This is a genomic window from Enterobacter sp. ENT02, assembly GCF_019219165.1.
GTDB lineage: Bacteria > Pseudomonadota > Gammaproteobacteria > Enterobacterales > Enterobacteriaceae > Enterobacter > Enterobacter mori.
On sequence record NZ_JAHUWD010000002.1, the window covers coordinates 822,772 to 848,882 of the forward strand.

The following is a 26,111-nucleotide window of genomic DNA, read 5'->3' on the forward strand; positions in this document are numbered from 1 at the left end:
GCGCGTTCGGATAAAAAAAAAGCCGCTAATGCTTTAGCGGCTTCTTTCCATTCAGTCGTTTCCCGATGACATTACGCGGTAGCGGTTTCGGTCGCTTTAGACGTTTTGTCGTCGTCCTGAGTCATGCGATTCAGCTTAGGCGCGGTCAGCAGCATCAGCACAGCGATAACCGCCGTGGCAATACCAATCTGCATGAACACGGTGCCGTATACGTTCAGGGAAAGCAGTGGGTCAGTCACGTTTTCCGGAACCGCCATCAGGTTAGCAATCTTACCGGCAATGATTGCCGCACCCGCAGTGGTCAGGAACCAGCTACCCATGATGAAGCCCATCAGACGCTGTGGCACCAGCTGTGCAACCATCGCCAGGCCCAGACCGGAGATCATCAGCTCACCGATAGACTGCAGGGCGTAGCTCAGGATCAGCCAGTTAACGGAGACGATACCCGCGTCGGACGCAAATTTCGTTCCCAGCGGCAGCACCAGGAAGGCGCAAGAGCACAGCACCATGCCCACGGCGAACTTGTGCGGCATTGGCAGGCGGTCGCCCATCTTGTTATAGATAGCGGCCAGAATCGGGGAACCAATCATGATCCAGAACGGGTTCAGAGCCTGGAACTGCTCAGGTTCGAACGCGATACCGAGGATTGAATGTTCAACGTTACGGATAGCGAAGAAGTTCAGGGAAGTTGGCATCTGGCTGTACAGCACGAAGAAGATAATCGCTTCCAGCATCAGGATGAACGCGACAATCATCTTACGACGTGCAGCGCCCTGCATGGCGAAGGCTTCTTTCGCAAAGATGCAGACGATACCCAGCGCAACCACGCCCAGAACCGCACGTGCAACGCCCTGGTTATGCAGCAGCCAGGTGGCAATCGCAGCGAGAACGACAACGCCCGCGATGGTGGCCAGCAGTTTACCCATGTGAACCGGTTCGAAGTCTGGCTTAGAACCGTAGTCTTTAACCCAGCTGCGGCAGAACAGGAAGTTCACAACGGTGATCAGCATACCCACGAAGCTCAGCGCAAAGGCCACGCTCCAGCCGAATTTCGCTGCCAGCCATGGTGTTGCCAGCATGGAGAAGAATGAGCCAATATTGATGGACATGTAGTACATGGTAAATGCACCGTCCAAACGTGGGTCATCTTTGTTGTAGCAGGTAGAGAGCAGGGAGGACGGGTTCGCTTTGAACAGACCGTTACCGACGGCAATCGTTGCCATACCCATATAGACCACAGCCGCATCGTGTCCAGACCATGCAACCAGACCATAGCCAATCGCCAGGACAATGGCGCCCAGCATAATGACGCGTTTGGTGCCGAGGACTTTGTCACCCAGCCAGCCGCCGATAGCAACCAGACCGTACACCAGAGCACTGAAGGAGGAGAACAGCGTGATGGAATCCGCTTCGGACATACCCAGTTGTTTAACCAGGTAAACTGCCATGATCCCTTGCAGGCCGTAATAACCAAAACGCTCCCATAACTCGATTGAGAAGATGAGATAGAACGCTTTCGGCTGTTTGAAAGCGTTGAGACTCACGCTTTCATTTGTTGGTTTATTGTTTGCAGTAGACACATATACCTCTTTTTTTACATCCCATATTAACGGGGGTGTTCATAGCGTGATGACCGTAGTCCATCCGCTTTATAGTTATATTGGGAGGGGAAACGGCGGGTAATGTTCACTATCCTGACCCATCTGGCAATATGTTTGAAATACTCTGTTACATATAACTGGGGTGGTATAATCCGCGGGTCACACAAATGTTATTCAGCGTTAAATTTCATCCGTTGCGTTTTGTTGGTTTTTTTCACTACCCCCAACCCCCTTCCAGCCCGATATGGCAATATGTTCTGCTATTTGACCTTTAAGGTAGTGATATAGCCCATAATCTGAAAAATGACTGGTCTTATATGCGGTATATGGATGGTTAATTCTTGTCAGGCAAAGGTTTTGCGAGGTGTTTGACAACAAAAATCCAACATGACGTTATCAGAGTGATCTTGATCACAGATGTATAGAAATTTTTGGTGATGAAAAAACTATTAACCTGTTTCAGTGTTAAATGGCCGAACAATCCATAAGGTGGGATAGCGCAAAAGCGGACAAATTACGGTCAAAAGGAAGGTATGCAGAGGACCTTCCTTTTATAGGGTTTTGATTCGGGAGTGAAAAAGGCTAAAGCGATCAGGGATAGACTTTTTCTTTATATTCGCAAAGATCTTCGATGATGCAGGAGCCGCAGCGAGGCTTGCGTGCGATGCAGGTATAGCGGCCATGCAAAATCAGCCAGTGATGACAGTCGACCTTAAATTCCGCCGGGACGACTTTTAATAACTTCTCCTCAACCTGTTCAACGTTTTTGCCAGGTGCAAAGTTGGTGCGGTTAGAGACGCGGAAAATGTGCGTATCGACGGCGATAGTCGGCCAGCCGAAGGCCGTATTCAGCACCACGTTCGCCGTTTTGCGTCCGACGCCGGGCAGTGCCTCCAGCGCGGCACGATCCTCTGGCACTTCGCCTCCGTGCTGTTCCAGCAAAATCCGGCAGGTTTTGATCACGTTCTCGGCCTTGCTGTTAAACAGGCCGATGGTTTTGATATACGACTTCACGCCTTCGACGCCTAACTCAAGCATCGCCTTCGGCGTATTGGCCACCGGATAGAGCAGGGCGGTGGCTTTATTGACGCTGACATCGGTAGCCTGCGCAGAGAGCAACACGGCGATCAGCAGCTCAAACGGGGAGGTAAAATTCAGCTCCGTCGTTGGGTGCGGGTTCTCGTCCCGCAGACGGGTCAGGATCGCAATGCGCTTTTCTTTATTCATGAAGCCTTCTCGGGTGTCCCTTCCAGAACGCTACGCTCAGCCGCGCGGCGCTTACGTTTTTCATCAATCAGGTATTTTATCGCCAGCATCATGCCAAGGCCAATGAAAGCACCCGGCGGCAGCATGGCCAGCAGGAATGGCGTATCGGTGTGGAACACTTCAATACGCAACGCTTTTGCCCAGCCGCCCAGCAGCGCATCTGCACCGTCGAACAGCGTACCGTTGCCGAGGATCTCACGAAGCGAGCCGAGGACAAACATGGCACCTGTCGCCCCCATACCGATGGCGAAACCGTCAAGCGCAGACATCGCCGGGCTGTTCTTCACGGCAAACGCCTCGGCACGCCCGACCACAATACAGTTGGTCACGATCAGCGGAATGAAGATCCCAAGCGACTGATACAGGCCAAACGCGTAAGCGTTAATCAGCATCTGAACGATACTCACCACCGACGCGATGATCATGACGTAAATCGGAATACGGATCTCCGAAGGCGTCCAGCGGCGCAGTGCGGAAATGGACAGGTTAGTCAGTGTCAGCACCAGCGTGGTCGCCAGCCCCAGACCGAGTGCGTTAGTCGCAGTCGAGGTGACGGCCAGCAGTGGACACATCCCCAGAAGCTGCACCAGCGCGGAGTTGTTCTTCCACAGCCCCTGAACAATAACCTCTTTAACCTGGCTCATGGCTACTCCTCACAGGCAGGAAGATTGTTAATCTGCGCAGGCAGCGTTTCAGCATACAGCCCGGCGCGTTTTACAGCGTTAACCACGGCGCGCGGCGTGATGGTCGCACCCGTGAACTGGTCGAACTCACCGCCATCTTTCTTCACCGCAAACGCTGCGTCATTTTCGCCGTGGATCACTTTACCGGCAAAGTGCAAAATCCAGTCGCTTAAGCGCGTTTCAATTTTATCGCCAAGACCCGGCGTCTCGTGATGCTCCGTCACACGGGTACCCAGTACGGTACCGGAAAAATCGCTGCCGACGAGCAGTTGAATGGCTCCGGAATAACCGTCGGGGGCCGTGGTTTCCATGACTGCACCCACAGGCCGATCCCCTTTGCGGGCGATAAAGACGCGGTGCGAGCCTTTCCCAAGCTGCGGCGCTTCTACAACAAAGCAGCTTTTCTGCAGGTCATTATCGTAGAAGTCAGACGGGATCACCTGATCAAACAGCGCTTTTTGCTGCTTTGCCGCCTGCTCATCAATCGTCGATTTGGTCAGCTCGTTCACCAGCGCCGTCAGGCCGGTCAGCACCGCAGCGAAAATAGCCAGCGTGACGCCGTGTTTTTGCATGGTCTTTAACATGGCGAAACCCTTAGCGATGACCGTACACGCGCGGACGCGTGTAGTAGTCGATGAGCGGAACGGTAATGTTGGCGAGCAGGACGGCGAACGCTACCCCATCCGGATAACCGCCAAAGCTGCGAATCAGCCACACCAGCAGACCCGCCAGCGCGCCGAAGATCAAACGGCCACGATTGGTGGTCGACGCCGTAACCGGGTCGGTAAGAATAAAGAATGCACCCAGCATGGTCGCGCCGGAGAGCAGATGCATCTGCGGGCTGGCCAGTGACTCAGGAGAGAAGACCCATCCCAGCGTAGCGCAAACCGCCAGCGTCACGAGGAAGCTGACGGGAATATGCCAGCGGATCGCTTTTTGTTGCAGCAGGAACAGGCCGCCCAGCAGATACGCCAGGTTGACCCACTGCCAGCCTGCACCGGCCAGCACGCCGCTGTAGATGGCGGATTTCATGATCTGCTCAACGCTGTGCCCGGCGTGCAGGGACGTTTTAAAGGTATCGAGAGGCGTTGCCTGGCTGATACCGTCCACGCCCATACGCAGCGCGTTCATATCCGCGCCGAGGGCCGTATGGCCGGTAAAGATAACGTGCAGGGCATCCATAAAGCCAGGCACCGTGGCGGCAATTTCATGGGGTGGCAACCAGCTGGTCATCTGCACCGGGAAGGAGATCAGCAGAACAACATAGCCGATCATAGCCGGGTTAAACGGGTTATGCCCGAGCCCGCCGTACAGCTGTTTGGCGATAATCACCGCAAACACGGTACCCAGCACCACCATCCACCACGGGGCAAACGGTGGAATACTGATCGCCAGCAGCAGCCCGGTCAGCAACGCGGAGTTGTCAGCGAGAATGCGGGAGACCGCCATTTTTCGCAGCTTCAATACGAGCGCTTCCGCCGCTAACGCACTGGCGCAGCCAAGGACCAACTGGAAAAGGGTTCCCCAGCCAAAAAACCAGAACTGAACGGCGATGCCCGGCAATGCCGCCAGGCAGACCAGCATCATGATGCGCGATGTCTGGCGCTGGTTATGGGTGTAAGGGGAACTTGCGATTCTGAAAACCATTTAATCCTCGTTAACTGCTTGTTGTGCGGCTTTCTTCGCCTGAACGCGCGCAATCGCGGCGGCGACGGCGGCTTTGCGTGGATCGTCGTTTGCGGCCTGCGGCTGCTCTTCCTGCAGGGCGGCTTTGCGCGCTTTGGCCCGAGCGATAGCGGCTTCGACAGCGGCTTTGCGTGGATCTACCGGCACTTCGGGCTCCGCAGTTTGCGCCTGCTGCGCTGCTTTGCGCGCTTTCGCGCGTGCAATGGCCGCTTCGACGGCAGCTTTACGCGGATCGTCAGCGTCTTTCTCAACAACCACGTCCTTCTGACCCGCTTTACGGGCTTTGGCACGGGCAATTGCCGCTTCAACCGCCGCTTTACGCGGATCGACGCCCGTTTCCGGCTGGGCAGTTTCTGCTTTCTCTGCCTGACGGGCGCGAGCCTGGGCCTTGCGCGCTTCGCGTGCCGCAATCGCTTCGCTGTTATCCGGTTTTTCGCCTGCCGGGATCACCAGGGTTTGCGCTGCAGTGGCTTTTTTCTCTCGCACGCGCGCCAGTGCAGCGTTGATGGCGTCCTGATCTTTCTCACCAGGCTGAACGGCAGCCTGTTTATGGCGCTCCTGGCGGGCGATTTTCTCGCGTTCGAGACGCGCCTGGCGGGCTTCAAAGCGCGCTTTGGCTTCGGCTGCGCGCTTCTCTTCCATTGAGATGGCATAAATCTCGGCCTTCTCCTGACGGAAGTATTGCACCAGCGGAATATTGCTTGGGCACACCCAGGCGCAGGCACCGCATTCAATGCAGTCGGCAAGATTGTGGGCCTGCGCTTTGTCGTGCAGCTGGCCTTTGCTGTACCAGTACAGCTGCTGCGGGAGCAGGTCCGCCGGGCAGGCATCAGCACAGGCGCTGCAGCGGATGCAGCCTTTTTCTTCCTGTTCTTCACCCATCTCGGTCGGAGAGGGGGCGAGCAGACAGTTAGTAATTTTGACGACCGGGACATCCAGCCACGGCAGGGTAAAGCCCATCAGCGGGCCGCCCATGATCACCATCTGGTCGCTACCAGGGCAAAACTCGGCCTGCTCCAGCAGATGACGCACCGGCGTACCCAGACGCGCCCAGACGTTGCCTGGACGGGATACCGATTCACCGGTCAACGTCACCACGCGCTCGGTTAGCGGCTCGCCGTCAATCACCGCACGTTTTACCGCATACGCCGTACCGACGTTTTGCATCAGCACGCCGATGTCAGAGGAGCGGCCACCGTGCGGTACTTGTTTACCGGTGAGGATCTGGGTCAGCTGCTTTGCGCCGCCAGACGGGTATTTGGTCGGGATTACGCGCAGGCTAATATCATGGCAACCCGCCAGCACGGCCCGCAGCATGGAAATGGCCTGCGGCTTATTGTCTTCAATGCCGATCAGCACTTCTCGTGGCTGCAGAATATGGGCGAGAATGCGAATACCTTCCACCACCTGGGCGGCACAGTCCTGCATCAGACGGTCATCGGCGGTGATATAAGGTTCGCATTCCGCAGCGTTGATGATTAACGTGTTAATTTTGTCGCCACCGCCGCGCAGTTTGGTACCCGTCGGGAAACCTGCGCCGCCAAGACCGGCCACGCCGAACTGATGAACGCGTTCAATCAGCTCTTCGCGGCTGCGGGAACGGTAATCGCTCCAGCCGTCACGGTCGATCCAGCGGTCTTCACCGTCGGCTTCAATAATCACGCTCAGTTCAGACAGCGCTGAAGGGTGCGCGACGGTATGTGGGGCGATCGACACCACTTTACCGGAGGTGGGGGCGTGTACCGGCAGCATTCGTCCCCGACCAAAGGTCAGCGGCTGGCCGCGAAGAACGGTATCGCCTTCTTTAACGCAGAGTTCGCCTTCCGCGCCGATATGCTGTTTGAGCGGCATGACGTAACGCGTCGCCAGCGGAATTTGTCGCAGCGGCGTGCCGTTTGACTGGGTTTTCATCTCCGGGGGATGGATACCGCCGTCGAAGTCCCAAATTTTCTCTTTTCTGAAAGCAGAAAATAACTTAAGCATGTTGTTCCACAGGAATATTGCGAACCGGAATGGTCTGAAGATCCCATTTCCAGCTTTCGGTAGTCGTTTCAACCGGGCGCAGTTCTATGCACTGCGTTGGGCAGGGGGCCACGCAAAGGTTACAGCCGGTGCACAGATCGGCCACAACGGTGTGCATGGCGCGGGTTGCGCCCACAATGGCATCAACAGGGCAGGCCTGAATACATTTGGTGCAGCCGATGCAGTTCGCTTCGTCAATCACCGCGAGGGCGCGAACCGGCTCCTGCACCTCGGCATCGCCGTCGACAGGCTGCGGGTCAACGTTAAGCAGGGCGGCAATTTTGAGCATCACCGCTTCGCCACCGGGCGCACAGCGGTTGATTTTTTCACCCTGCACGCCAACCGCTTCGGCATAAGGCCGACAGCCGGGGTAGCCACATTGCCCACACTGGCTTTGCGGCAGCAGCTCGTCAATTTTTTCGACAACGGGATCGTCCTCAACCGCGAAACGGCGGGAGGCGTAACCCAGAATCAGGCCAAACACCAACCCCAGTACGCTGATGGAGGCGATGGCAATCCAGATAGCACTCATTACAACTTCACCAGACCACTAAAGCCCATAAAGGCCAGAGACATTAAACCTGCCGTCACCAGTGCAATGGCGTTTCCGCGGAAGGGCGCGGGAATATCCGCTGCAGCCAGACGTTCACGAATAGAGGCAAACAGAACCATGACCAGTGAGAAACCGACGGCGGCAGAAAAGCCGTACAGCGCCGATTGCATGAAGTTATGCCCGAGGTTGATGTTCAGCAACGCCACCCCGAGTACGGCGCAGTTGGTGGTGATCAGCGGCAGGAAGATACCCAGCAGGCGATAGAGCGCCGGGCTGGTTTTGCGCACCACCATTTCGGTAAATTGCACGACGACCGCAATGACCAGAATAAAGGACAAGGTGCGCAAATAGATCATGTCCAGCGGGATCAGGATCCAGGTATCAATCAACCATGCGCAGATGGACGCCAGCGTCATGACGAAGGTTGTCGCCAGCCCCATGCCCATCGCGGTCTCCAGTTTTTTGGAAACCCCCATAAAAGGACACAGGCCAAGAAACTTCACCAGAACGAAGTTGTTAACCAGCACAGTGCCGACAAAGAGCAGTAAGTAATCGGTCATTATTCAGCCTGAAATAAAAAAGCCGCCTATTATCGGACAAAGCACGACAGGCGACAACAGGTTAACAGTAAGGTTATTACGGGTTCACGAAGGTTTTCTTCACCCGCGTCGAACGCTTGAAGTAAGGGACCAGCAGCGCAGCAGCCAGTAACGGGAATAACAGCTGGCGAACCGCTAGCGCGTCAGAAACCGGAGAAAAAGCAAAGGCTTTCACCGCCAACAGCACGGAAATCAGCAGCCAGATAATATAATGTTTTGGCACACTTTTGCGGCGCTTAAAGAACGCAATGGTCAACCAGAGCGTGTAGTACCACATCCCGATGGCGAAGACGAACGAGGCAAACCACAACGCAATATTAAGCACACTTTGCGACATCAGGGTCTGAATGGCATGAGGTGTGATCAGCGCGGTGGTATAGAGTAACAGCGCAAGCGATGCGCTTAATAATGCAACCAGCAGCCATGCCAGCGGGGCGATTAACCAGCCTCCAATTCTTTCTCCAGGCGATACGGTCATGCTCTCTCCCATAGTCTGCGCGAAAGGGTATACAGAAATTTGCAGGGCGGAGAGTATATAACATTTCGCGCGGATGGCTACTTTCTTATAAAACGTAACGCCATACGGACTTCGGCACTTCCCCGACGTTGAACAAACGGCCACCGGAGACCAGTTCAGCGCGGCGGTGGTCCGCGGCGCGATACATATTGATAATTTCGTGATTATCCGACAGCGTGTAGTTTAGATGGTCAAACAGTTTTTCCAGGCTCTCAAGGGAATTGATCTTGCGAAATTTTAATAAATAGTCCTGAACTGTCATGTTAATAAGTTTCCATATAAAAGTGAGTAATACCCGTGTCGGTAATTCGTTCGAATAATAAACGGATAAATAAAGACGTAAAACAGCCCACTCAGGTAATGTGACGAAATTAGGAGTTTTCTTTGCTGAAAGATTCAGGCATCAGACGATGCCTGGAAGAGAAGGTTAACCCTGTTCAACACGGCTGGCAATATGCAACTGACAGAATGTGTCACAAGGGCGTTACTTCGGTTGTGCGACGGTGACAGGCTCCGGCGGTTGGTAGTTATCGATGTGGCTGGCAACGCCAAGCAAAATGACCGAAACCCCAAGGACAATCCATCCCGCTAATTCAATGATTCGATTAATTATTGATGACATGACTCGTGTTTGTAATTTATCCATAAATACAGATTGCAAATGTTACCGTGCAGCACTGACCTCGGCAAGCGGTTTGGGAACGATACCCTTAATCAATCTTAGTGAGTTACATCCTTGTAACAAAAACATCTGGTGCAAGGTGCTATTTTAAGTCATATGACACATTATTAATGTGTAGTAATACCCGCAAAGCCAGTGTGAAATAAGATAATGACAGGAGGGCACTACGATGAGTGAAAATATCCGTGTCGGGCTGATTGGTTATGGTTACGCGAGTAAAACCTTTCATGCGCCTCTGATTAGCGGGACGCCGGGAATGTCTCTGGGGGCGGTTTCGAGCAGTGATGCCGCCAAAGTACATGCCGACTGGCCAACCGTTCCGGTTGTTTCTGAGCCTAAACATCTTTTCAACGATCCGAATATTGATGTCATCGTCATTCCTACCCCAAACGACACGCACTTTCCGTTAGCTAAAGCGGCGCTGGAAGCGGGTAAACATGTTGTGATCGATAAGCCCTTTACCGTGACGCTGTCACAGGCGCGCGAGCTGGATTCGCTGGCAAGAAGTCTTGGCAGGCTGTTGTCCGTTTTTCATAACCGTCGCTGGGACAGTGATTTTCTGACGGTGAAAGCCCTGCTTAGTGAAGGCACTCTCGGTGAAATAGGCTATTTTGAATCTCATTTTGACCGCTTTCGTCCGCAGGTGCGTAACCGCTGGCGTGAACAGGCGGGCCCCGGAAGCGGTATCTGGTATGACTTAGCGCCGCATTTACTCGATCAGGCCGTAAATCTGTTTGGTCTGCCGGTGAGTATGACGGTTGATTTAGCACAGCTTCGGCCTGGCGCGCAGACGACAGATTACTTCCATGCCGTTTTGAGCTATCCGCAGCGTCGTGTCGTACTGCACGGGACGATGCTCGCCGCCGCGGAATCGGCGCGTTATATTCTTCATGGTACGCGTGGTAGCTACGTGAAGTTTGGTTTAGATCCGCAGGAGGACCGCCTGAAAAACGGTGAGCGTTTGCCGCAAGAGGACTGGGGCTACGACATGCGTGATGGCGTGCTGACGCGCGCGGAAGGTGAAGAGTTGGTTCAGGAAACGCTGCTGACCATTCCAGGAAACTATCCGGCTTATTACGCGGCTATCCGTGATGCGCTCAACGGGACGGGAGAGAATCCGGTTCCGGCCAGCCAGGCGATTCAGATCATGGAGTTGATTGAGCTGGGCATCGAATCTGCCAAACATCGCGCCACGCTCTGTCTGGCATAGATTCTAAATGTTTTTGTTGGCCGGGTAAGCGCAGCGCCACCCGGCAAATGCTCAACCGCGAGCCACTTTATCTTTAAGCGCCTGCTTCTCTTCAGGCGTCAGGAACGCAATTTCCAGCCCGTTAATCTGCGCCTGGCGGATCTGCTCGCGGCTCAGGCCCGCCTGCGGTGCGGCGATGTTGTATTCGTGAATAATATCCACACCCTGAACCGCCGGATCGTCGGTGTTTAGCGAGGCCAGCACGCCGTGTTCCAGGAAGGTTTTCAGCGGATGTTTATCCAGCGTTGCCACGGTGCTGGTCTGAATGTTGGAGGTCAGGCAGGATTCGATACCGATGCGCTGCTCCGCCAGGAAATCCATCAGGGCACGATCTTCGACGGCTTTCACCCCGTGGCCGATACGCTCTGCGCCCAGCTCGCGAATGGCCTGCCAGATGCTTTCCGGGCCTGCTGCTTCACCCGCATGAACGGTAATGTGCCAGCCCGCGTCACGCGCGCGATTGAAATGAGAGAGGAACAGGCTACCCGGGAAGCCTAGTTCATCCCCGGCGAGGTCGACAGCGGTGATCTGGTCACGATGTGCCAGCAATGCTTCCAGCTCCTGAAGGCAAGCCGCTTCACCGAAGGTGCGGCTCATGATGCCAATCAGACGTGCCTGAACGTCGAAAGCTTTACACCCTTCGCGAACGCCCTCAATCACCGCTTCCACCACGCCCGCGACGGGCAGGTTGTGGGTCATTGCCATATAGCCCGGCGAGAAGCGCAGCTCGACGTAATGCAGGCCATTACGGGCGGCGTCTTCAATGTTCTCGAACGCCACGCGGCGGCAGGCATCCAGCGAGGCCAGCATCTTTACGCCCCAGTCGAGTTTGCTCAGGAAGCTGACCAGATCCGGCTCATTCGAGGTGACCTGAACATGTGGGATCAGGGTTTCAAGCGTTTGTGCTGGAAGCGTTAAATTGAACTGGCGGCCAAGATCGAGGATGGTTTGGGCACGAATGTTACCGTCAAGGTGACGATGAATATCAGTTAAAGGCAGGCGTGTATCAATCATGGTCGCACTCTTTGCTGGTTAAAGTGCGCCATATTATAAAAACAAAACGGGGTAAAAAGCTATTTGCGCAAGGGAATATTCCGTTGCGCAATGGTATTACAACAGGGTAGCGATTCCGGCGACGAGGCGTTGCACCCCTTGTTCCAGTTTGCTGCGCGGGCAGCCTGCGTTCAGGCGTACGAAGCCATTACCCTCTTCTCCGTAAGTATATCCCGGCATGATCGCCACTTTTTCCTGCTCTATCAGCACTTTTTGCAGCGCCTTGTCGTCAATGTTCAGCGGGCGCAGGTCAATCCAGGCCAGATAGGTTGCTTCCGGTGGCTGCCAGTTCAGTTTCGGAAAAGCGCGGTTTAATTCCTGCGCGATATACAACAGATTCTCTTCCAGATAACCCCGCAAGGCATCCAGCCATGGCGCTCCCTGCTGATAGGCGGCGATATGCGCCGTCAGCGCCAGCACGGAAGGGGAAGAGAGTCCGTCGCGGCCTTTAAGCGCGCGGAGGTAACCCGTGCGACTCGCTTCATCACCGATCAGGCCGTAAGCCCCGGTCAGTGCCGGAATATTAAAGCTTTTCGAGCCAGAGGTGAGGAGCGCCCATTTGCCGCATGCTACCTCATTCCACGGTGTGTGATGATGTTTTCCCCACACCATGTCCATATGAATTTCATCGCTGATCGCCGCCACGTCATAGCGTGCGCACAGCTCCGCCATGTGCGTCAGCTCATCCCGCGTCCAGACCTTACCGGTTGGATTTTGCGGGCTGCAGAGCAACAAAATTTTGTTTTCTGGTTTGACCAGGGCCGTTTCCAGCGCGGCCATATCACCCATCCAGCCGCTCGCCTGTTTCACCATCGCAACCGGCACGACGTGGCGCGCGTTGCCTTCGATGGCGTTATAAAACGCATCGTACGCGGGAGTATGAACCACCACGCCGTCGCCGGGCTGCGACCAGAGACGGATCAGCTCTGACACCATGTAGATGACGGAAGGGCCATAAACGACGGACTCGGTATCGATGCGGCTGTTAAAGCGTTGCTGGAACCAGTGCGCGACGGCAGCCAGAAACTCATCGTTTTTCCAGCGGCTGTAGCCAAACACGCCGTGATCGATGCGCTGATGCAGCGCGTCGGTAATGCAGGGCGCAGTGGCGAAATCCATATCCGAGATAGTGAAGGGCAGCAGATCGGCCGCGCCAAAGCGGTCGGCAACGTAATCCCACTGGGTGCACCAGGTGCCGTGACGATCCACGACGGTCGAGAAATCAAACATAACTCTCATCCTTAACGTAAAACCCCCTCATGAGAGGGGGGCTGAGGCATCAGGCTTCTACTGTTCGCATCAGGGTTGCCAGTTCATCTTTTACCGACTGCACCTGCGGGCCGATAACCACCTGCAAATTATGCTGATTTAACTGTACCACACCGATGGCGCGATTAGCTTTCAGCGCATTGGTATCCACTTTCGACATATCCGCCACCGACAGACGCAGGCGGGTAATGCAGTTATCCAGCGAGGTGATGTTATCCGCACCGCCCAGCGCTGCCAGAATGGCCGGGGTGTTGTAACCCGATTTTCCTACCGTCCCTGCAACCGCTTGTTCAACGCTGGTCGCTGTTTCAGCATCACGGCCCGGTGTTTTCAGGTTAAAGCGGGTGATGGCGAAGCGGAAGATGCCGTAGTACACCGCAAACCAGATTGCCGCCACGACCGGCACCAGATACCACTTGGTGGACAAGCCGTGCAGGATCCCGAACACGACGAAGTCAATCACGTTGCCGTCGGTGTTACCGATGGTGACGCCCAGTACCGCCATCACGGTGAAGCCCAGACCGGTCAGCACGGCGTGAATGAGATACAGCACCGGCGCGACGAACAGGAACAGGAATTCGATTGGCTCGGTTGTGCCGCCAACGACGCAGGCGATCACGCCGGAAATCAGCAGGCCTTTAATCTTATGACGGTTTTCCGGACGAGCACAGTGGTACATCGCCAGCGCCGCGCCCGGCAGGCCGCCCAGGAAGGCAGGCATTTTGCCCTGAGACAGGAAACGGGTTGCGCTCTCAGAGAAGCCGTGGGTGGTTGGGCAGCTCAGCTGCGCCTGGAAGATCGTCAGCGCACCGCTCACGTCGTGACCGCACACCTCCATCGTCCCGCCCGCTTCGGTGAAGCGAATCAGGGCCACCAGAATGTGCTGCAGACCGAACGGCAGCAGCAGACGTTCACCGGTACCGAAGATCATCGGACCGAAATCACCCGCGCCGTTAATGATGCGACCAATACCGGTGATACCCATCGCGAAGACAGGCCAGATCAGCGGAATGATCAGACCAAACAGACCCATTACCACGAGGGTGATAATCGGCACAAAGCGGGTACCGCCGAAGAAGGCCAGGGCATCCGGCAGGCGGATATTGTGGAAGCGCTCGTGCAGCATCCAGATAATCACACCCGCGATCACAGCACCGAGGATCCCGGTGTCGATAGACTGGATACCGATCACGCTCTGAATATTATTGGCTTTCAGTACGGCAGCGTCGGTGGTAGGCAGAATGCCTTTTGCGGTCAGCCAGAAGTTAACCGCAAGGTTCATCACCGCGTAGCCCACGAAGCCCGCAAAGGCGGCTACGCCTTTATTCTCGCGCGCCAGGCCCAGAGGGATGGCGATGCAGAACATGACGGGCAGGAAGCTAAACGCAAAGGAGCCGACTTTGCTCATCCAGATGAAGATCGCCTGCAGCACCGGGTTGCCGAGGAACGGGATCAGCGTGATAACGTCATGGCTGCTCAGGGAACTGCCGATCCCAAGCATGATCCCGCAGAATGAGAGGAGCGCCACGGGCAGCATAAAGGTTTTACCCAGTTGCTGGAAAAACTCCCACAGCGATATTTTTTGTGCTGCTTTCGCCGTCATAAAACGACTCCTTGATGGTTAAAAATAGTTTACCTGCTTCAATGCAGCGAGAAGATAAAACGTTTTATCAAACTTTAGTGCGCGCTAAATCACATTCTCAGGCTTTTACTGGTAGTATAAAGATAACGTATTGATAAAACGTTTTACCGATCTCATTTCAGGGAGTCACGCCGACACATGGCTGTAGTGAAAAAAATCACCATTAACGATGTCGCGCTGGCGGCGGGCGTTTCCGTCAGCACGGTGTCGCTGGTTTTAAGCGGGAAGGGGCGTATCTCCCCCGCCACCGGACAGCGGGTCAACGAGGCGGTTGAACAGCTGGGCTTTGTGCGTAACCGCCAGGCGTCCGCGCTGCGCGGCGGGCAAAGCGGGGTGATTGGTTTGATCGTTCGCGACTTAACCTCGCCGTTTTATGCGGAGCTCACAGCCGGATTAACGGAAGCGCTCGAGGCACAGGGACGGATGGTGTTTTTGCTGCATGGCGGACGCGAGGCCGATCAGCTTCTTTCCCGGCTCGATATGCTGCTAAACCAGGGAGTGGACGGGGTGATTGTCGCCGGGGCGTCGGGCGTGGGCAGCGAGCTGTGTGAGCGTGCCGCCGAAAAAGGCGTACCGCTGGTGTTTGCCTCTCGCGCCAGCTACCTGGACGAAGCCGATACGCTGCGCCCGGATAACATGCAGGCCGCGCAAATGTTGACCGAGCATCTGATTCGTCGCGGGCATCAGCGCATCGCCTGGCTGGGCGGGAAAAGCTCGTCCCTGACGCGCGCCGAGCGGGTAGGCGGCTACTGCGCGACGCTGATTAAATACGGCCTGCCGTTCCACAGCGAATGGGTCGTGGAGTGTGAATCTAGCCAGAAGAAAGCGGCGGAAGCGATAGGCGCGCTACTGCGAAGCAGCCCGACGATCAGCGCCGTGATTTGCTATAACGACGTGATTGTCATGGGTGCCTGGTTTGGCCTGATCCGCGCCGGACGTCAGAGCGGTGAAGGGGGCGTTGAAACCTTCTTCGGCCATCAGGTAGCGCTGGGTGCATTTGCCGATGTAGGCGAAAACGCGCTCGACGATCTGCCCATCGTCTGGGCGACGACCCCCGCGCGCGAAATGGGCTACACGCTGGCGGACAGGATCATGCAGCGCATCGAAAATACGGATGTCCAGGCCGGGCACCAGATTGTGGCGGCGCGGCTAGTGACGGCGAAATAACCTCAGGTCTGTTGCGTAAGCGGGTTGAGCAGCAGCTCGGCCTCAAGGGCTTCCACAAACTTTCGTACTTTTGCCGGGATCAGGCGGGAGGTCGGGTAAACCGCCCACACGGCCAGCGATTCCGGCTGGGCATCTTCGAGGACGATGCGCACGAGTTTCCCCTCTCTGAACGCCGGTTCTACGTACCAGCGAGATAAATTTGCGATCCCCATCCCACCGAGACAGGCTTCGAAAATGGCCTCGACAGAGTTCGCGGAGAATCGGCCCGACACCTTCTGCTTGTAGCGTAGTTCGCCCTGTTCGAAAGACCAGTGGACCGTGTCTGACGTGGTCAGACAGCTGTGTGCCGCCAGATCGTTAAACGATTTTGGATAACCGTTTGTTGCCAGATACTCCGCGCTGGCGCAGAGATCGCGAGGGTTATGGCAAAGGCGATGGGCAACCAGTCGGTTATCGCGCAGCGGCGCAATGCGTAACGCCACGTCTATGCCTTTGCCGACAATATCAACCTGATCGTCGGTGGCGAGTAAATCGACCTGCAGGGCGGGATGCTGCTGCATGAACCGGGTCAGCATAGGAGCCACGATCTTCCGGCCAAACCCCGCTGAGGCGGTAATGCGCAGGCGTCCGGAAAGGTGGGTCCCGTCGGGAAACAGGTCGGCAAGCGCGTTGCTTTTATCTTCCAGGAGCGCCAGCGCGTGAGGGAGAAAAATATCCCCGTCGCTGGTGGGCGAGAGCGAACGCGTGGTGCGGTGTACCAGCCGAACCCCCAGCTCCGCTTCGAGATGCGTCAGGGCACGCGACGCGGCCATGGCGCTCATGGAGAGCCGACGTGCGGCGCCGGCGAGGCTACCCGCCCTGACGGCTTCAACAAAAACTTCAATATCTTCCAGTCTCATTATCTCGCTTTTTGTTATGCTGCCTTATCAAATTACATATCTACATTATTTGTCGTTACGCTGCCATAGTCTCTTCACATCCTGATAAACATGAATTTGGAGTGAAGATGAAAAAGTTGAAAACGGTTCTGGCGTTCAGCGGCCTGATGTTTGCGAGCGCGACGTGGGCAGATGCACCCGCGCAGGTGAAGCAGCAGGTCCCCGGCTATTATCGCCTTGCCGTAGGGGAGTACGAGGTGACGGCGCTGTTCGACGGCTATAACGATCTTTCGCCCACGCTGTTACATGGCCTTTCACCCGACGCGGTTCGTAAACTGCTGGCACAACAAAAAATCGATGCCGAGCGCATGCCTACCGCCTTCAATGCCTTTCTGGTGAATACCGGTAAACACCTGGTCATGATTGACAGCGGGGGTGGCCACTGCATGGCGGAAACCGCCGGCAAGCTCATCGGCAATATGAACGCATCAGGTTATCGGCCTGAGCAGGTCGATACGATTTTCCTGACCCACCTTCATCTTGACCATGTGTGTGGCCTGAGCGATGCGGACGGTAAGGCGTTGTTCCCCAATGCCACCGTCTATGTGCCGCAGGGGGAGGCCGAATACTGGCTCGATCCGGCTAAAGAGGCGAGCGCGCCTGCGAATGCGAAAGCCTATTTCGCTATCGCCAGGAATGCATTGGCTGCGTATAAAGCCACCGGACATCTTAAAACCTTTATTCCGCCCGCTTCGCCTATTCCTGAAGTCCAGACAGCCTATGCCATTGGCCATACGCCCGGCAGCACCGTTTATCGGTTTGCTTCACAGGGAACGGCCATTAACTTCATTGGGGACCTGATTCATGCTCCTGCTGTCCAGTTCCCGCATCCTGAAGTGTCTATTCGTTTCGATGTCGATTCGAAAAAAGCCGTCTCATCCCGCGCGCAGGAATTTAACGCGCTGGCGAAAGACGGCGAGTGGATGGCCGCGGCGCATCTGCCTTTCCCGGGTATTGGGCATATCACCGCCTGGCAGCAGGGCTACCGCTGGACACCCGTAAATTATGGTCCTTATCAACGTGCGGCCCATGTGCCTCTGCTGAAATAAAGTGAGGTTAACCGCATGAAAAGTTACACCGTAACGGCAAACGGCATCCGTCAGTTTGTGGTCGAAGAGGGTGAAGGCGCGCCGGTTATTCTTCTGCACGGTTTTCCAGAAACAAACTATGCCTGGCGCCACCAGATACCGGTTTTATCCCGCCACTATCGCGTGATTGCGCCTGATCTACGCGGATATGGGGAAACGGATAAACCGGCCTCCGGTTATGATAAACGGAACATGGCGCGTGACATCCGGGAACTGATGCGAGTGCTGGGTCTGGAGAAGGTGGTGCTGGTTGGGCACGATCGCGGGGCGCGGGTTGCGACCCGCTTTGCGAAAGATTATCCCGAGTTAATCGACCGCCTGGTGGTAATGGACAACGTGCCAACGCGTATTGTAGCCCGCGATCTGAATGCTTCGATTGCGCGTGCATACTGGTTCTTCCTGTTTCATCTTGTGCCCGACCTGCCGGAAGCCCTGATTGCGGGTCGAGAAAACGTATGGCTGCGCCACTTTTTCTCGGACTGGACCTACGACCCGTCAACCATTAGCGGCGAAGCGTTTGACACCTACGTACGCGCGTATCAGGCGCCGGGTGCCGTGCGGGGCGCAATGGCTGACTATCGCGCTAACGCAGAGGATGTGGCGCAGGATCTGGCAGACGCTGACGTGAAAATTACCTGCCCGGTAATGTCGCTGTGGGGCAATGATTTTCACGCGGTTGGCAAGCTCTTCGATATGCAAAGCGTCTGGGCCGAAATGGCGGATAACCTGCGGGCATACGGTATTGATGAGTGCGGTCATCTGCCGCAGGAGGAGCAGCCAGAGAAAGTGAACGCACTGCTGCTGGATTTCCTGGCGGGATGGACATTTTAACGGGCAATAAAAAACCCCTCATGCGAGGGGTTTTGCTGTTTACTGCTGTGGCGCTGCCGGTTCGGCTGGCGCTGCAGGTTCAGCCGGTTCCGGCATCCCCAGAGCGGGCATACCAAACATGCCGACAAAATCTTCCAGCGGCATTTTATCGCCGTTCAGGTTTACCTGGCCGTTGGCATACTGCAGGCTGGTGGAAATCGTGTTGTCTTCCACTTTAGTGATGCGGAACATCTGGCCCATCGCCGCCAGACCTTTCACCTGCTGGTTCGCCAGTTTGCCAGCGTCTTCATCGCCGTAACCTTCCAGCTTCGCAATCTGGGTCATAAACTCGGTCGCCATGTCCATTGGGATGGTCAGCTTGCTCTCGAGCGACTTCACGCTGCGATCCACTTCCTGCGCCAGCGTCTGCGGTTCACCCGTTGCGGCTGTCGGATCTTTCAGGAACAGAGACAGATTGAAGTTGGTTTCGCCTTTGCTGTTTTTCCAGCTCAGCGGCGCGACGGTGATCACCGGCTCGCCTTTCAGCAGGATTGGCAGATTGTTGAACAGCACCGCCATCGCCTGCTGCTGGTACACTTCTGGATTCTGCTGCAGCGCGGCATCGGTCAGCAGCGCCTGGCTCTCTTTGCTGTATTTTTGGCTAAATTCGTGCCACGCCTGGCCGTCGATATTGCCGATCTTCAGCGTTAATTTTCCGGTCCCCAGATCCTGATTCTGCACCTTCAGGCTCTTCAGGGCGTAATCCAGCTGCGTATTGATATTCTTGCCGTCTTTGGAAATGTCGGATTTGCCGTTCACGTCCATGCCTTCCAGCACGGCCATCTCTTTACCTTCAACCGCGATTGCAATCTTATCGAGAGAGAGCTTCTGATCGCCAATACGCTCTTTAAAGTCGGTCATACGGCTGTTGCCGTCGGCTTTCAGGTTGTTGAAGCTGAGCTGAACCTTTTGGTTATATTCGTTAACCGCGTTCACCACGCCGCTTTCTGCTTCACCGGTCAGAGAGAACACGTTTCCGTCGCGGTCAGCGTCCAGTTTGAAGTTGCCTCCGCTGAAGGCGACCTTCTCGTTCTCTTTCTCGTAGTTCAGCGCTTTCAGCGCAATGTCGGAACTCGTGTCACCGGCATAGCTGATGCGAGTATTGATTTCGAAAGGCGAGGTATTTTTGGCCAGATCAAACAGCGGTTTGGTGACGTCGTTATTCACCAGAACCGTGTGAACGGACGCCATTGATGGGATCAGATTAAACGATTTTAACTGCGCCAGCGGGAACGGACCGTGGCTGACCACTTCATCCAGCACCACGCTCTGGCCTGGCTTCAGCCAGGCGTTGGTGTTTCCTGCTACAGGTTTCACCACCATCTGCATATGGCTGGTAAACACACCGCGCTGATAGTTCTGATAGCTCAGCTCAACGCCTGCCTCCGGCGCGCTGCGCTTAATCTCTCCGTTAGCCTGCGCGACCATCTCAGCCAGACGGCCTTCCAGCTGTTTCCCGGTAAACCAGGAGGCACCCGTCCAGACCACGCCTAACGCTACAATAACCCCAACCGCTACAACCGATTTTTTCATTGCGACTATCCCTAAAATGAAACCAGGCGGTAAAAACCGCCCGGAGATATAAAGCCTTAAACTAGCTTAGCAAGAGTTGTTAAAAAATTCAGTAAGTGCTTATAGCTTATTAAAAACGCGCGCCAGACGGCCGGTGCCGCTCACGCTGACCGGCGACTCGTTCGCTGCAACAAAAGCCGACTCGCCCGGCTTGAGCACCAGACGCTGTTGGCCTTTCTGCAGCGTCGCTTCGCCCTCCACGCAGAACAGGATCGCCGCGCTCTCCTGTGCGATGGCGGTTTCGGCCTGGCTCAGGTCGTGCAGAGAAAACGCAAAATCCTCAACCGGGATCGGGAAGTCCAGCTCTGCGCCGTTTTTCACCGGCTGAGTCAGCAGTTCGTCGGCTGGCTTCGCCACGAACTTCACGTTGGCGACCAGCTCAGGGATATCGATGTATTTTGGCGTCAGGCCCGCGCGCAGCACGTTATCCGAGTTGGCCATCACTTCCAGCGCTACGCCCTGCAGGTAGGCGTGCGGAGTTTCGGCAAACAGGAACATCGCTTCGCCCGGGTTCAGCTTCACCACGTTCAGCAGCAGGGGTGAGAACAGGCCGCTGTCGTCCGGGTAGAATTCGGAAATCAGACGGATGGTCTCCCACGGCTCACCTTGCTGGCTGTTCAGCGCGGCTTTCAGCACCGCCAGCGCATGAGATTTCTCTTCGCCCTGCATATTCAGAAGGCTGGCGAACAGCTGGCTCAGCGCGTCCGCGTCCGGGTTTTCCAGGAAGTGGGCGATAGCCTTGTTAGCACCCGCCACAGGTTGCAGAAGAGAAACGATCTCCGAAAACTCGCGGAACGCGTTCATCGCAAGGAAAGGGGTGAGAGCAAAAACCAGCTCCGGTTTGTGATTTGGATCTTTGTAGTTACGTTCAGCCGCGTCTAATGGAATACCGGCCGCGTTCTCTTTCGCAAAGCCGATTTCAGAGGCTTTCTTGTTTGGGTGAACCTGAATGGAGAGCGGCTGGTCGGCGCACAGTACCTTAAACAGGAACGGCAGTTCGCCAAAACGCGTGGCTACCTTGTCGCCCAGCAGTGCGGCTTTATCGGCATCAATCACGTCGCGCAGGCTGCGCACCAGGCCACTGGCGTCTTCAATTTTTGAGCTGCTCTTCGGGTGCGCGCCCATCCACAGCTCTGCCATCGGCAGGTTGTCCGGGTTGGCGATACCGTAGAGATCCGTTAACGCAGTTTTACTTCCCCAGGCGTAGTTTTGCACTGAGTTGATGAGTTTTTGCATTATCAAGCCCTGATTCAAATGTGGAATTAACTCCGGGTATTAAAGCAATAAACCGCGTGGAAGTAACCTGCGGATGTAAAAAGTCGTACTAGTCTCAGTTTTTGTTAAAAAATTGTGTAGGATAAGCTGACTCGCTTTTAAGCCGGGCAGCGGAACATCTGCCCTGAACAATCAGACCGAAGCAGTAAGTGAGAGAACAATGTCGAACAAACCCTTTCATTATCAGGATCCTTTTCCCCTCAGTAAGGATCAGACCGAGTATTACCTGTTAACCCGCGATTACGTTTCTGTCTCTGAGTTTGAGGGACAGGAGATCCTCAAAGTTGACCCGCAGGCGCTGACGCTGATGGCGCAGCAGGCCTTCCACGACGCTTCGTTTATGCTCCGCCCGGCGCATCAGCAGCAGGTTGCCGATATCCTGAGCGATCCGCAGGCCAGCGAGAACGATAAGTACGTGGCGCTGCAGTTCCTGCGTAACTCGGATATCGCAGCGAAGGGCATTCTGCCGACCTGCCAGGATACGGGTACTGCAATTATCACCGGCAAAAAAGGCCAGCGCGTCTGGACCGGCGGCGGTGATGAAGCGGCGCTGGCGCACGGCGTCTACAACACCTATATCGAAGATAACCTGCGCTACTCGCAAAACGCGGCGCTGGATATGTACAAAGAGGTCAACACCGGCACCAACCTGCCTGCTCAGATTGACCTCTACAGCGTCGATGGCGACGAATACAAATTCCTCTGCATCGCCAAGGGCGGCGGTTCGGCTAACAAAACCTACCTCTACCAGGAAACCAAAGCGCTGCTCACCCCGGGCAAGCTGAAAAACTACCTGGTTGAGAAAATGCGTACCCTCGGCACCGCAGCGTGTCCGCCGTACCATATCGCCTTCGTGATCGGCGGTACCTCGGCGGAAAGCACGCTGAAAACCGTCAAGCTGGCGTCGACCAAATACTACGACGGCCTGCCGACAGAAGGGAACGAACACGGCCAGGCGTTCCGCGACGTGCAGCTTGAGCAGGAACTGCTGACCGAAGCGCAGAACCTGGGGCTGGGCGCACAGTTTGGCGGCAAATACTTCGCGCACGACATTCGCGTGATCCGCTTGCCGCGCCACGGTGCATCCTGCCCGGTGGGCATGGGCGTGTCCTGCTCGGCGGATCGTAACATCAAGGCGAAGATCAACCGCGACGGCATCTGGATCGAGAAGCTGGAGAACAACCCGGGCAAATACATCCCGGAAGAACTGCGTAAAGCGGGCGAGGGGGAAGCGGTTCGCGTGGACCTGAACCGTCCGATGAAAGAGATTCTGGCGCAGCTTTCTCAATATCCGGTCTCGACCCGTCTCTCCCTGAACGGCACGATTATTGTGGGCCGCGACATTGCGCACGCGAAGCTGAAAGAGCGTCTGGACAACGGCGAAGGGCTGCCGCAGTACATTAAAGATCACCCAATCTACTACGCAGGCCCAGCGAAAACGCCTGAAGGCTACGCGTCCGGCTCGTTAGGTCCGACTACGGCAGGCCGCATGGACTCTTACGTTGACCAGCTTCAGGCCAACGGCGGCAGCATGATCATGTTGGCGAAAGGTAACCGTAGCCAGCAGGTGACGGACGCTTGCCACAAGCATGGCGGCTTCTACCTGGGCAGCATCGGCGGCCCGGCAGCGGTGCTGGCGCAGGGCAGCATCAAGAGCCTGGAGTGCGTGGAATACCCGGAACTGGGTATGGAAGCGATCTGGAAAATTGAAGTGGAAGATTTCCCGGCGTTTATCCTGGTGGATGACAAAGGTAACGACTTCTTCAAACAGATCCAGTCTTCTCAGTGTTCGGCGTGTGTGAAGTAATTCTGTAAATTGCCGGGTGGCGGCTGCGCCTTACCCGGCCTACGAGTCTGGTAGGTCGGGTCAGCGCCACCCGACACCAAAAAGAGCGCACAAAGCGCCATAACGTTTCTCAGAAGTCATCAATACTTATCCCTTAAGCATGTGAGCAATCCCTCTTTTGTTATCAAGGAGAAAGTAATGACCACGGTACGCCATGAGAAAGACTCGATGGGCGCCATCGACGTCCCCGCCGACAAGCTATGGGGCGCGCAAACCCAGCGTTCGCTGGAGCATTTCCGAATCTCGACTGAAAAAATGCCCGTCTCGTTGATTCAGGCGCTGGCGCTGACCAAACGCGCCGCCGCCAAAGTGAATCAGGATTTAGGCCTGCTGGCCGCCGATAAAGCGACGGCCATCATCGACGCTGCCGATGAAGTGCTTGCGGGCAAGCATCCCGACGAATTCCCCCTCGCCATCTGGCAGACCGGTTCCGGCACCCAGAGCAATATGAACATGAACGAAGTGCTGGCGAACCGGGCGAGTGAACTGCTGGGCGGCGTGCGCGGCATGGAGCGTAAGGTTCACCCGAACGATGACGTCAACAAAAGCCAGAGTTCTAACGACGTCTTTCCGACGGCGATGCACGTGGCGGCGGTGATTGCTATCCGCGAGCAGCTTATCCCGCAGCTCAACGTGCTCAAAACCACGCTCAACGAGAAAGCGCAGGCCTTCCGCGATATCGTTAAAATCGGCCGTACGCACCTGCAGGACGCCACGCCCCTGACGCTCGGGCAGGAGATTTCCGGCTGGGTGGCGATGCTGGAACATAACCTGAAGCACATCGACCACAGTCTGCCGCATCTGGCGGAGCTGGCGCTCGGCGGTACGGCGGTGGGTACCGGGTTAAATACTCATCCGGAATATGCGGTGCGCGTGGCTGAAGAGCTGGCAAGCATCACCGGACAGCCGTTCGTCACGGCGCCCAATAAGTTCGAAGCGCTGGCGACCTGTGACGCACTGGTGCATACCCACGGCGCGCTGAAAGGGCTGGCGGCATCATTAATGAAAATCGCCAACGACGTGCGCTGGCTGGCCTCGGGTCCACGCTGCGGCATCGGTGAAATCAGCATCCCGGAAAACGAGCCGGGCAGCTCCATCATGCCGGGTAAAGTCAACCCGACCCAGTGCGAAGCCATGACCATGCTCTGTTGTCAGGTGATCGGCAACGACGTGGCCGTCAACCTGGGCGGCGCGTCCGGCAACTTCGAGCTGAACGTCTATCGCCCGATGGTGATCCACAACGTTCTGCAATCGATTCGTCTGCTGGCGGACGGGATGGAGAGTTTTAACGAGCATTGTGCGGTAGGGATTGAGCCGAATCGCGAGCGTATCAGCCAGCTGCTCAATGAATCCCTGATGCTGGTGACGGCGCTAAATACCCATATTGGCTACGACAAAGCCGCCGAGATCGCTAAAAAAGCGCATAAAGAGGGGCTGACGCTGAAATCCTCCGCCCTGGCGCTGGGCTTTCTGACGGAGGCTGAGTTTGACGCCTGGGTTCGCCCGGAGGCGATGGTCGGCAGTCTTAAATAATCATCCCGCCACATATAGGTGCAGCCGTGGAATAATCAGCTGTAGCGGCTGCGCCTGAGGTCTGTAACGGTGCTGGACATTGTCCGCATCGTAATTCAAAAGCTCACCAATATCCGGCACGATGGCCCCCTGATCGGCATCAAAGAGCGCAATCAGTGGCGTTGGACAGGCATACTGCACCTGCTTTTGCTGCCCGGAATACCAGACGCGGGCAATAGGTTGCACCTTCACCGGGCGTTTTATCTTGAGGCGCGTGTCCGTCGGTAGCGAGGCGATGCTGTGATACTCCTGCTCCAGACGCTCAATCCACTGCTCGCGAGACCAGGGGGCAACCGTACGCGGTGCTTTCAGGCTTTTCTCAAGCTGCGCCAGAATCTCATCCCGGGTGAAGTTTTTAATGATGTGCTTATTCGCCCAGCCGAAGCGCAGCGTGGCGGGGTGACGCAGTACCGTCAGCGTGCGATAGGCATTCAGGGTAATCAGCCCCGGAAGCTGACGGTGCACCCACTCAAACCGGGCGGCAGGGGCGAGGCCCGACTCTTCGGTGACGATCTTTTCAAATGCCGCTTTCAGGGTGTTGATATGGGTAGTCTGGCCTTCCAGCGTTTCACGCATTGTCGCATCGGTTTGCAGGCAGATCACGCCAGGCAGACGCACGGCCGCCTTGCTGCTGCGATGTTCTGACTGCTGCTGGATAAAAAGATGGCGATAGTGCTTCATCGCCAGCTCAAATGCGGCGCTGCCGATGTGCTGTTCAACTTCGATGGTATTCAGCGGGTCGTGTTCCGCCCCTTTGGCTACATCAGGCAGAGTAAAGACGCGCGAGGCCAGCAGGCGGCAGGTTTGCAAGCGTTCTGTCAGGGTAAGTAGCTCGTGTTCTATTTCGCGAAAGGTACTGTTCAGCCTTTCGATGAGATCGTAGGTCGCCATAAACACTCTCATTAGTTACAACATACTTATCATATAGCACAGCACGCCGGGTCAGGCCAGCGTGCGGTTG

24 protein-coding genes are annotated in these 26,111 nt (G+C 56.0%); 6 read left to right on the forward strand and 18 right to left on the reverse strand.

All coding sequences use genetic code 11. The features are described 5' to 3' along the window. Positions 1–71: 71 nt before the first annotated feature. The 11 genes from dtpA to blr form a co-directional block, all read right to left on the reverse strand. A complete protein-coding gene (gene dtpA / locus KW829_RS09945) occupies positions 72–1,580 on the reverse strand; it encodes a dipeptide/tripeptide permease DtpA (protein WP_010430365.1) in 1,509 nt (502 codons plus the stop codon). Between the two features lie 612 nt (positions 1,581–2,192). Beyond that, the gene (gene nth / locus KW829_RS09950) at positions 2,193–2,828 is read right to left on the reverse strand and encodes an endonuclease III (protein ID WP_008500570.1); all 636 of its coding nucleotides are present in this window, start codon (positions 2,826–2,828) and stop codon (positions 2,193–2,195) included. Then, positions 2,825–3,511, reverse strand: coding sequence for an electron transport complex subunit E (locus tag KW829_RS09955; RefSeq protein WP_010430367.1), 687 nt, complete (start codon positions 3,509–3,511; stop codon positions 2,825–2,827). The genes nth and KW829_RS09955 overlap by 4 nt, the downstream gene beginning before the upstream one ends. Before the next feature lie 2 nt (positions 3,512–3,513). Further along, a complete protein-coding gene (gene rsxG, locus KW829_RS09960; RefSeq protein WP_212473806.1) occupies positions 3,514–4,134 on the reverse strand; it encodes an electron transport complex subunit RsxG in 621 nt (206 codons plus the stop codon). A 10-nt stretch (positions 4,135–4,144) separates the two neighbouring features. After that, on the reverse strand, positions 4,145–5,197 hold the full coding sequence (gene rsxD, locus KW829_RS09965) for an electron transport complex subunit RsxD (RefSeq protein WP_089599515.1): 1,053 nt from the start codon (positions 5,195–5,197) through the stop codon (positions 4,145–4,147). Continuing rightward, the gene (rsxC, locus tag KW829_RS09970; protein WP_218308109.1) at positions 5,198–7,219 is read right to left on the reverse strand and encodes an electron transport complex subunit RsxC; all 2,022 of its coding nucleotides are present in this window, start codon (positions 7,217–7,219) and stop codon (positions 5,198–5,200) included. After that, positions 7,212–7,790, reverse strand: coding sequence for an electron transport complex subunit RsxB (gene rsxB, locus KW829_RS09975; protein ID WP_042716342.1), 579 nt, complete (start codon positions 7,788–7,790; stop codon positions 7,212–7,214). The genes rsxC and rsxB overlap by 8 nt, the downstream gene beginning before the upstream one ends. Further along, positions 7,790–8,371, reverse strand: coding sequence for an electron transport complex subunit RsxA (gene rsxA / locus KW829_RS09980; protein ID WP_010430378.1), 582 nt, complete (start codon positions 8,369–8,371; stop codon positions 7,790–7,792). The genes rsxB and rsxA overlap by 1 nt, the downstream gene beginning before the upstream one ends. A 76-nt stretch (positions 8,372–8,447) precedes the next feature. Continuing rightward, entirely contained in the window at positions 8,448–8,888 is a 441-nt protein-coding gene (locus tag KW829_RS09985) for a DUF2569 domain-containing protein (protein WP_010430380.1), read from the reverse strand. 85 nt (positions 8,889–8,973) lie between these two features. After that, a complete protein-coding gene (gene ydgT, locus KW829_RS09990; protein ID WP_010430382.1) occupies positions 8,974–9,189 on the reverse strand; it encodes a transcription modulator YdgT in 216 nt (71 codons plus the stop codon). Positions 9,190–9,411: 222 nt separating this feature from the next. Continuing rightward, a complete protein-coding gene (gene blr, locus KW829_RS09995; RefSeq protein ID WP_168112406.1) occupies positions 9,412–9,537 on the reverse strand; it encodes a division septum protein Blr in 126 nt (41 codons plus the stop codon). 241 nt (positions 9,538–9,778) lie between these two features. Here blr and KW829_RS10000 point away from each other — a divergent pair, with 241 nt between their 5' ends. Next, positions 9,779–10,819: an oxidoreductase gene (locus tag KW829_RS10000; RefSeq protein ID WP_218308110.1), complete on the forward strand. Its 1,041-nt coding sequence runs from the start codon at positions 9,779–9,781 to the stop codon at positions 10,817–10,819. A gap of 51 nt (positions 10,820–10,870) precedes the next feature. Here the strand turns inward: KW829_RS10000 and add are convergent, their stop codons facing one another. The 3 genes from add to malX all read right to left on the reverse strand — a co-directional run bounded on the left by add (position 10,871) and on the right by malX (position 14,783). After that, positions 10,871–11,872 carry an adenosine deaminase gene (add, locus tag KW829_RS10005; protein ID WP_010430386.1) on the reverse strand — a complete coding sequence of 334 codons (1,002 nt, stop codon included), beginning with the start codon at positions 11,870–11,872 and terminating at the stop codon, positions 10,871–10,873. Positions 11,873–11,968: 96 nt separating this feature from the next. Continuing rightward, positions 11,969–13,141 carry a MalY/PatB family protein gene (locus tag KW829_RS10010; protein WP_218308111.1) on the reverse strand — a complete coding sequence of 391 codons (1,173 nt, stop codon included), beginning with the start codon at positions 13,139–13,141 and terminating at the stop codon, positions 11,969–11,971. A gap of 49 nt (positions 13,142–13,190) precedes the next feature. Further along, entirely contained in the window at positions 13,191–14,783 is a 1,593-nt protein-coding gene (malX, locus tag KW829_RS10015) for a maltose/glucose-specific PTS transporter subunit IIBC (RefSeq protein ID WP_089599526.1), read from the reverse strand. Between the two features lie 177 nt (positions 14,784–14,960). Between malX and KW829_RS10020 the strand changes: the two genes are divergently transcribed. Beyond that, complete coding sequence (locus tag KW829_RS10020; protein ID WP_218308112.1) at positions 14,961–15,989, forward strand: Mal regulon transcriptional regulator MalI; 1,029 nt, start codon at positions 14,961–14,963, stop codon at positions 15,987–15,989. Between the two features lie 2 nt (positions 15,990–15,991). Here KW829_RS10020 and KW829_RS10025 read toward each other — a convergent pair whose 3' ends face one another. Next, on the reverse strand, positions 15,992–16,888 hold the full coding sequence (locus KW829_RS10025; RefSeq protein ID WP_042716333.1) for a LysR family transcriptional regulator: 897 nt from the start codon (positions 16,886–16,888) through the stop codon (positions 15,992–15,994). A gap of 107 nt (positions 16,889–16,995) precedes the next feature. Here KW829_RS10025 and KW829_RS10030 point away from each other — a divergent pair, with 107 nt between their 5' ends. Then, entirely contained in the window at positions 16,996–17,976 is a 981-nt protein-coding gene (locus KW829_RS10030; protein WP_218308113.1) for an MBL fold metallo-hydrolase, read from the forward strand. 15 nt (positions 17,977–17,991) lie between these two features. Next, positions 17,992–18,846, forward strand: a complete 855-nt coding sequence (locus KW829_RS10035; RefSeq protein WP_218308114.1) for an alpha/beta fold hydrolase — start codon at positions 17,992–17,994, stop codon at positions 18,844–18,846. A gap of 39 nt (positions 18,847–18,885) precedes the next feature. On the opposite strand, the gene KW829_RS10040 is transcribed toward KW829_RS10035, so the two are convergent. After that, positions 18,886–20,418 carry a YdgA family protein gene (locus tag KW829_RS10040; protein ID WP_042716325.1) on the reverse strand — a complete coding sequence of 511 codons (1,533 nt, stop codon included), beginning with the start codon at positions 20,416–20,418 and terminating at the stop codon, positions 18,886–18,888. A gap of 99 nt (positions 20,419–20,517) precedes the next feature. After that, the gene (gene manA / locus KW829_RS10045; protein WP_218308115.1) at positions 20,518–21,693 is read right to left on the reverse strand and encodes a mannose-6-phosphate isomerase; all 1,176 of its coding nucleotides are present in this window, start codon (positions 21,691–21,693) and stop codon (positions 20,518–20,520) included. Positions 21,694–21,892: 199 nt separating this feature from the next. On the opposite strand from manA, the gene fumA reads away from it, so the two are divergent. Together fumA and fumC are read left to right on the forward strand one after the other, a co-directional pair. Continuing rightward, on the forward strand, positions 21,893–23,539 hold the full coding sequence (fumA, locus tag KW829_RS10050) for a class I fumarate hydratase FumA (protein WP_010430411.1): 1,647 nt from the start codon (positions 21,893–21,895) through the stop codon (positions 23,537–23,539). A gap of 177 nt (positions 23,540–23,716) precedes the next feature. After that, the gene (gene fumC, locus KW829_RS10055; RefSeq protein WP_218308116.1) at positions 23,717–25,111 is read left to right on the forward strand and encodes a class II fumarate hydratase; all 1,395 of its coding nucleotides are present in this window, start codon (positions 23,717–23,719) and stop codon (positions 25,109–25,111) included. Here the strand turns inward: fumC and tus are convergent, their stop codons facing one another. Then, positions 25,112–26,041, reverse strand: coding sequence for a DNA replication terminus site-binding protein (gene tus / locus KW829_RS10060; protein WP_218308117.1), 930 nt, complete (start codon positions 26,039–26,041; stop codon positions 25,112–25,114). Positions 26,042–26,111: the final 70 nt, after the last annotated feature.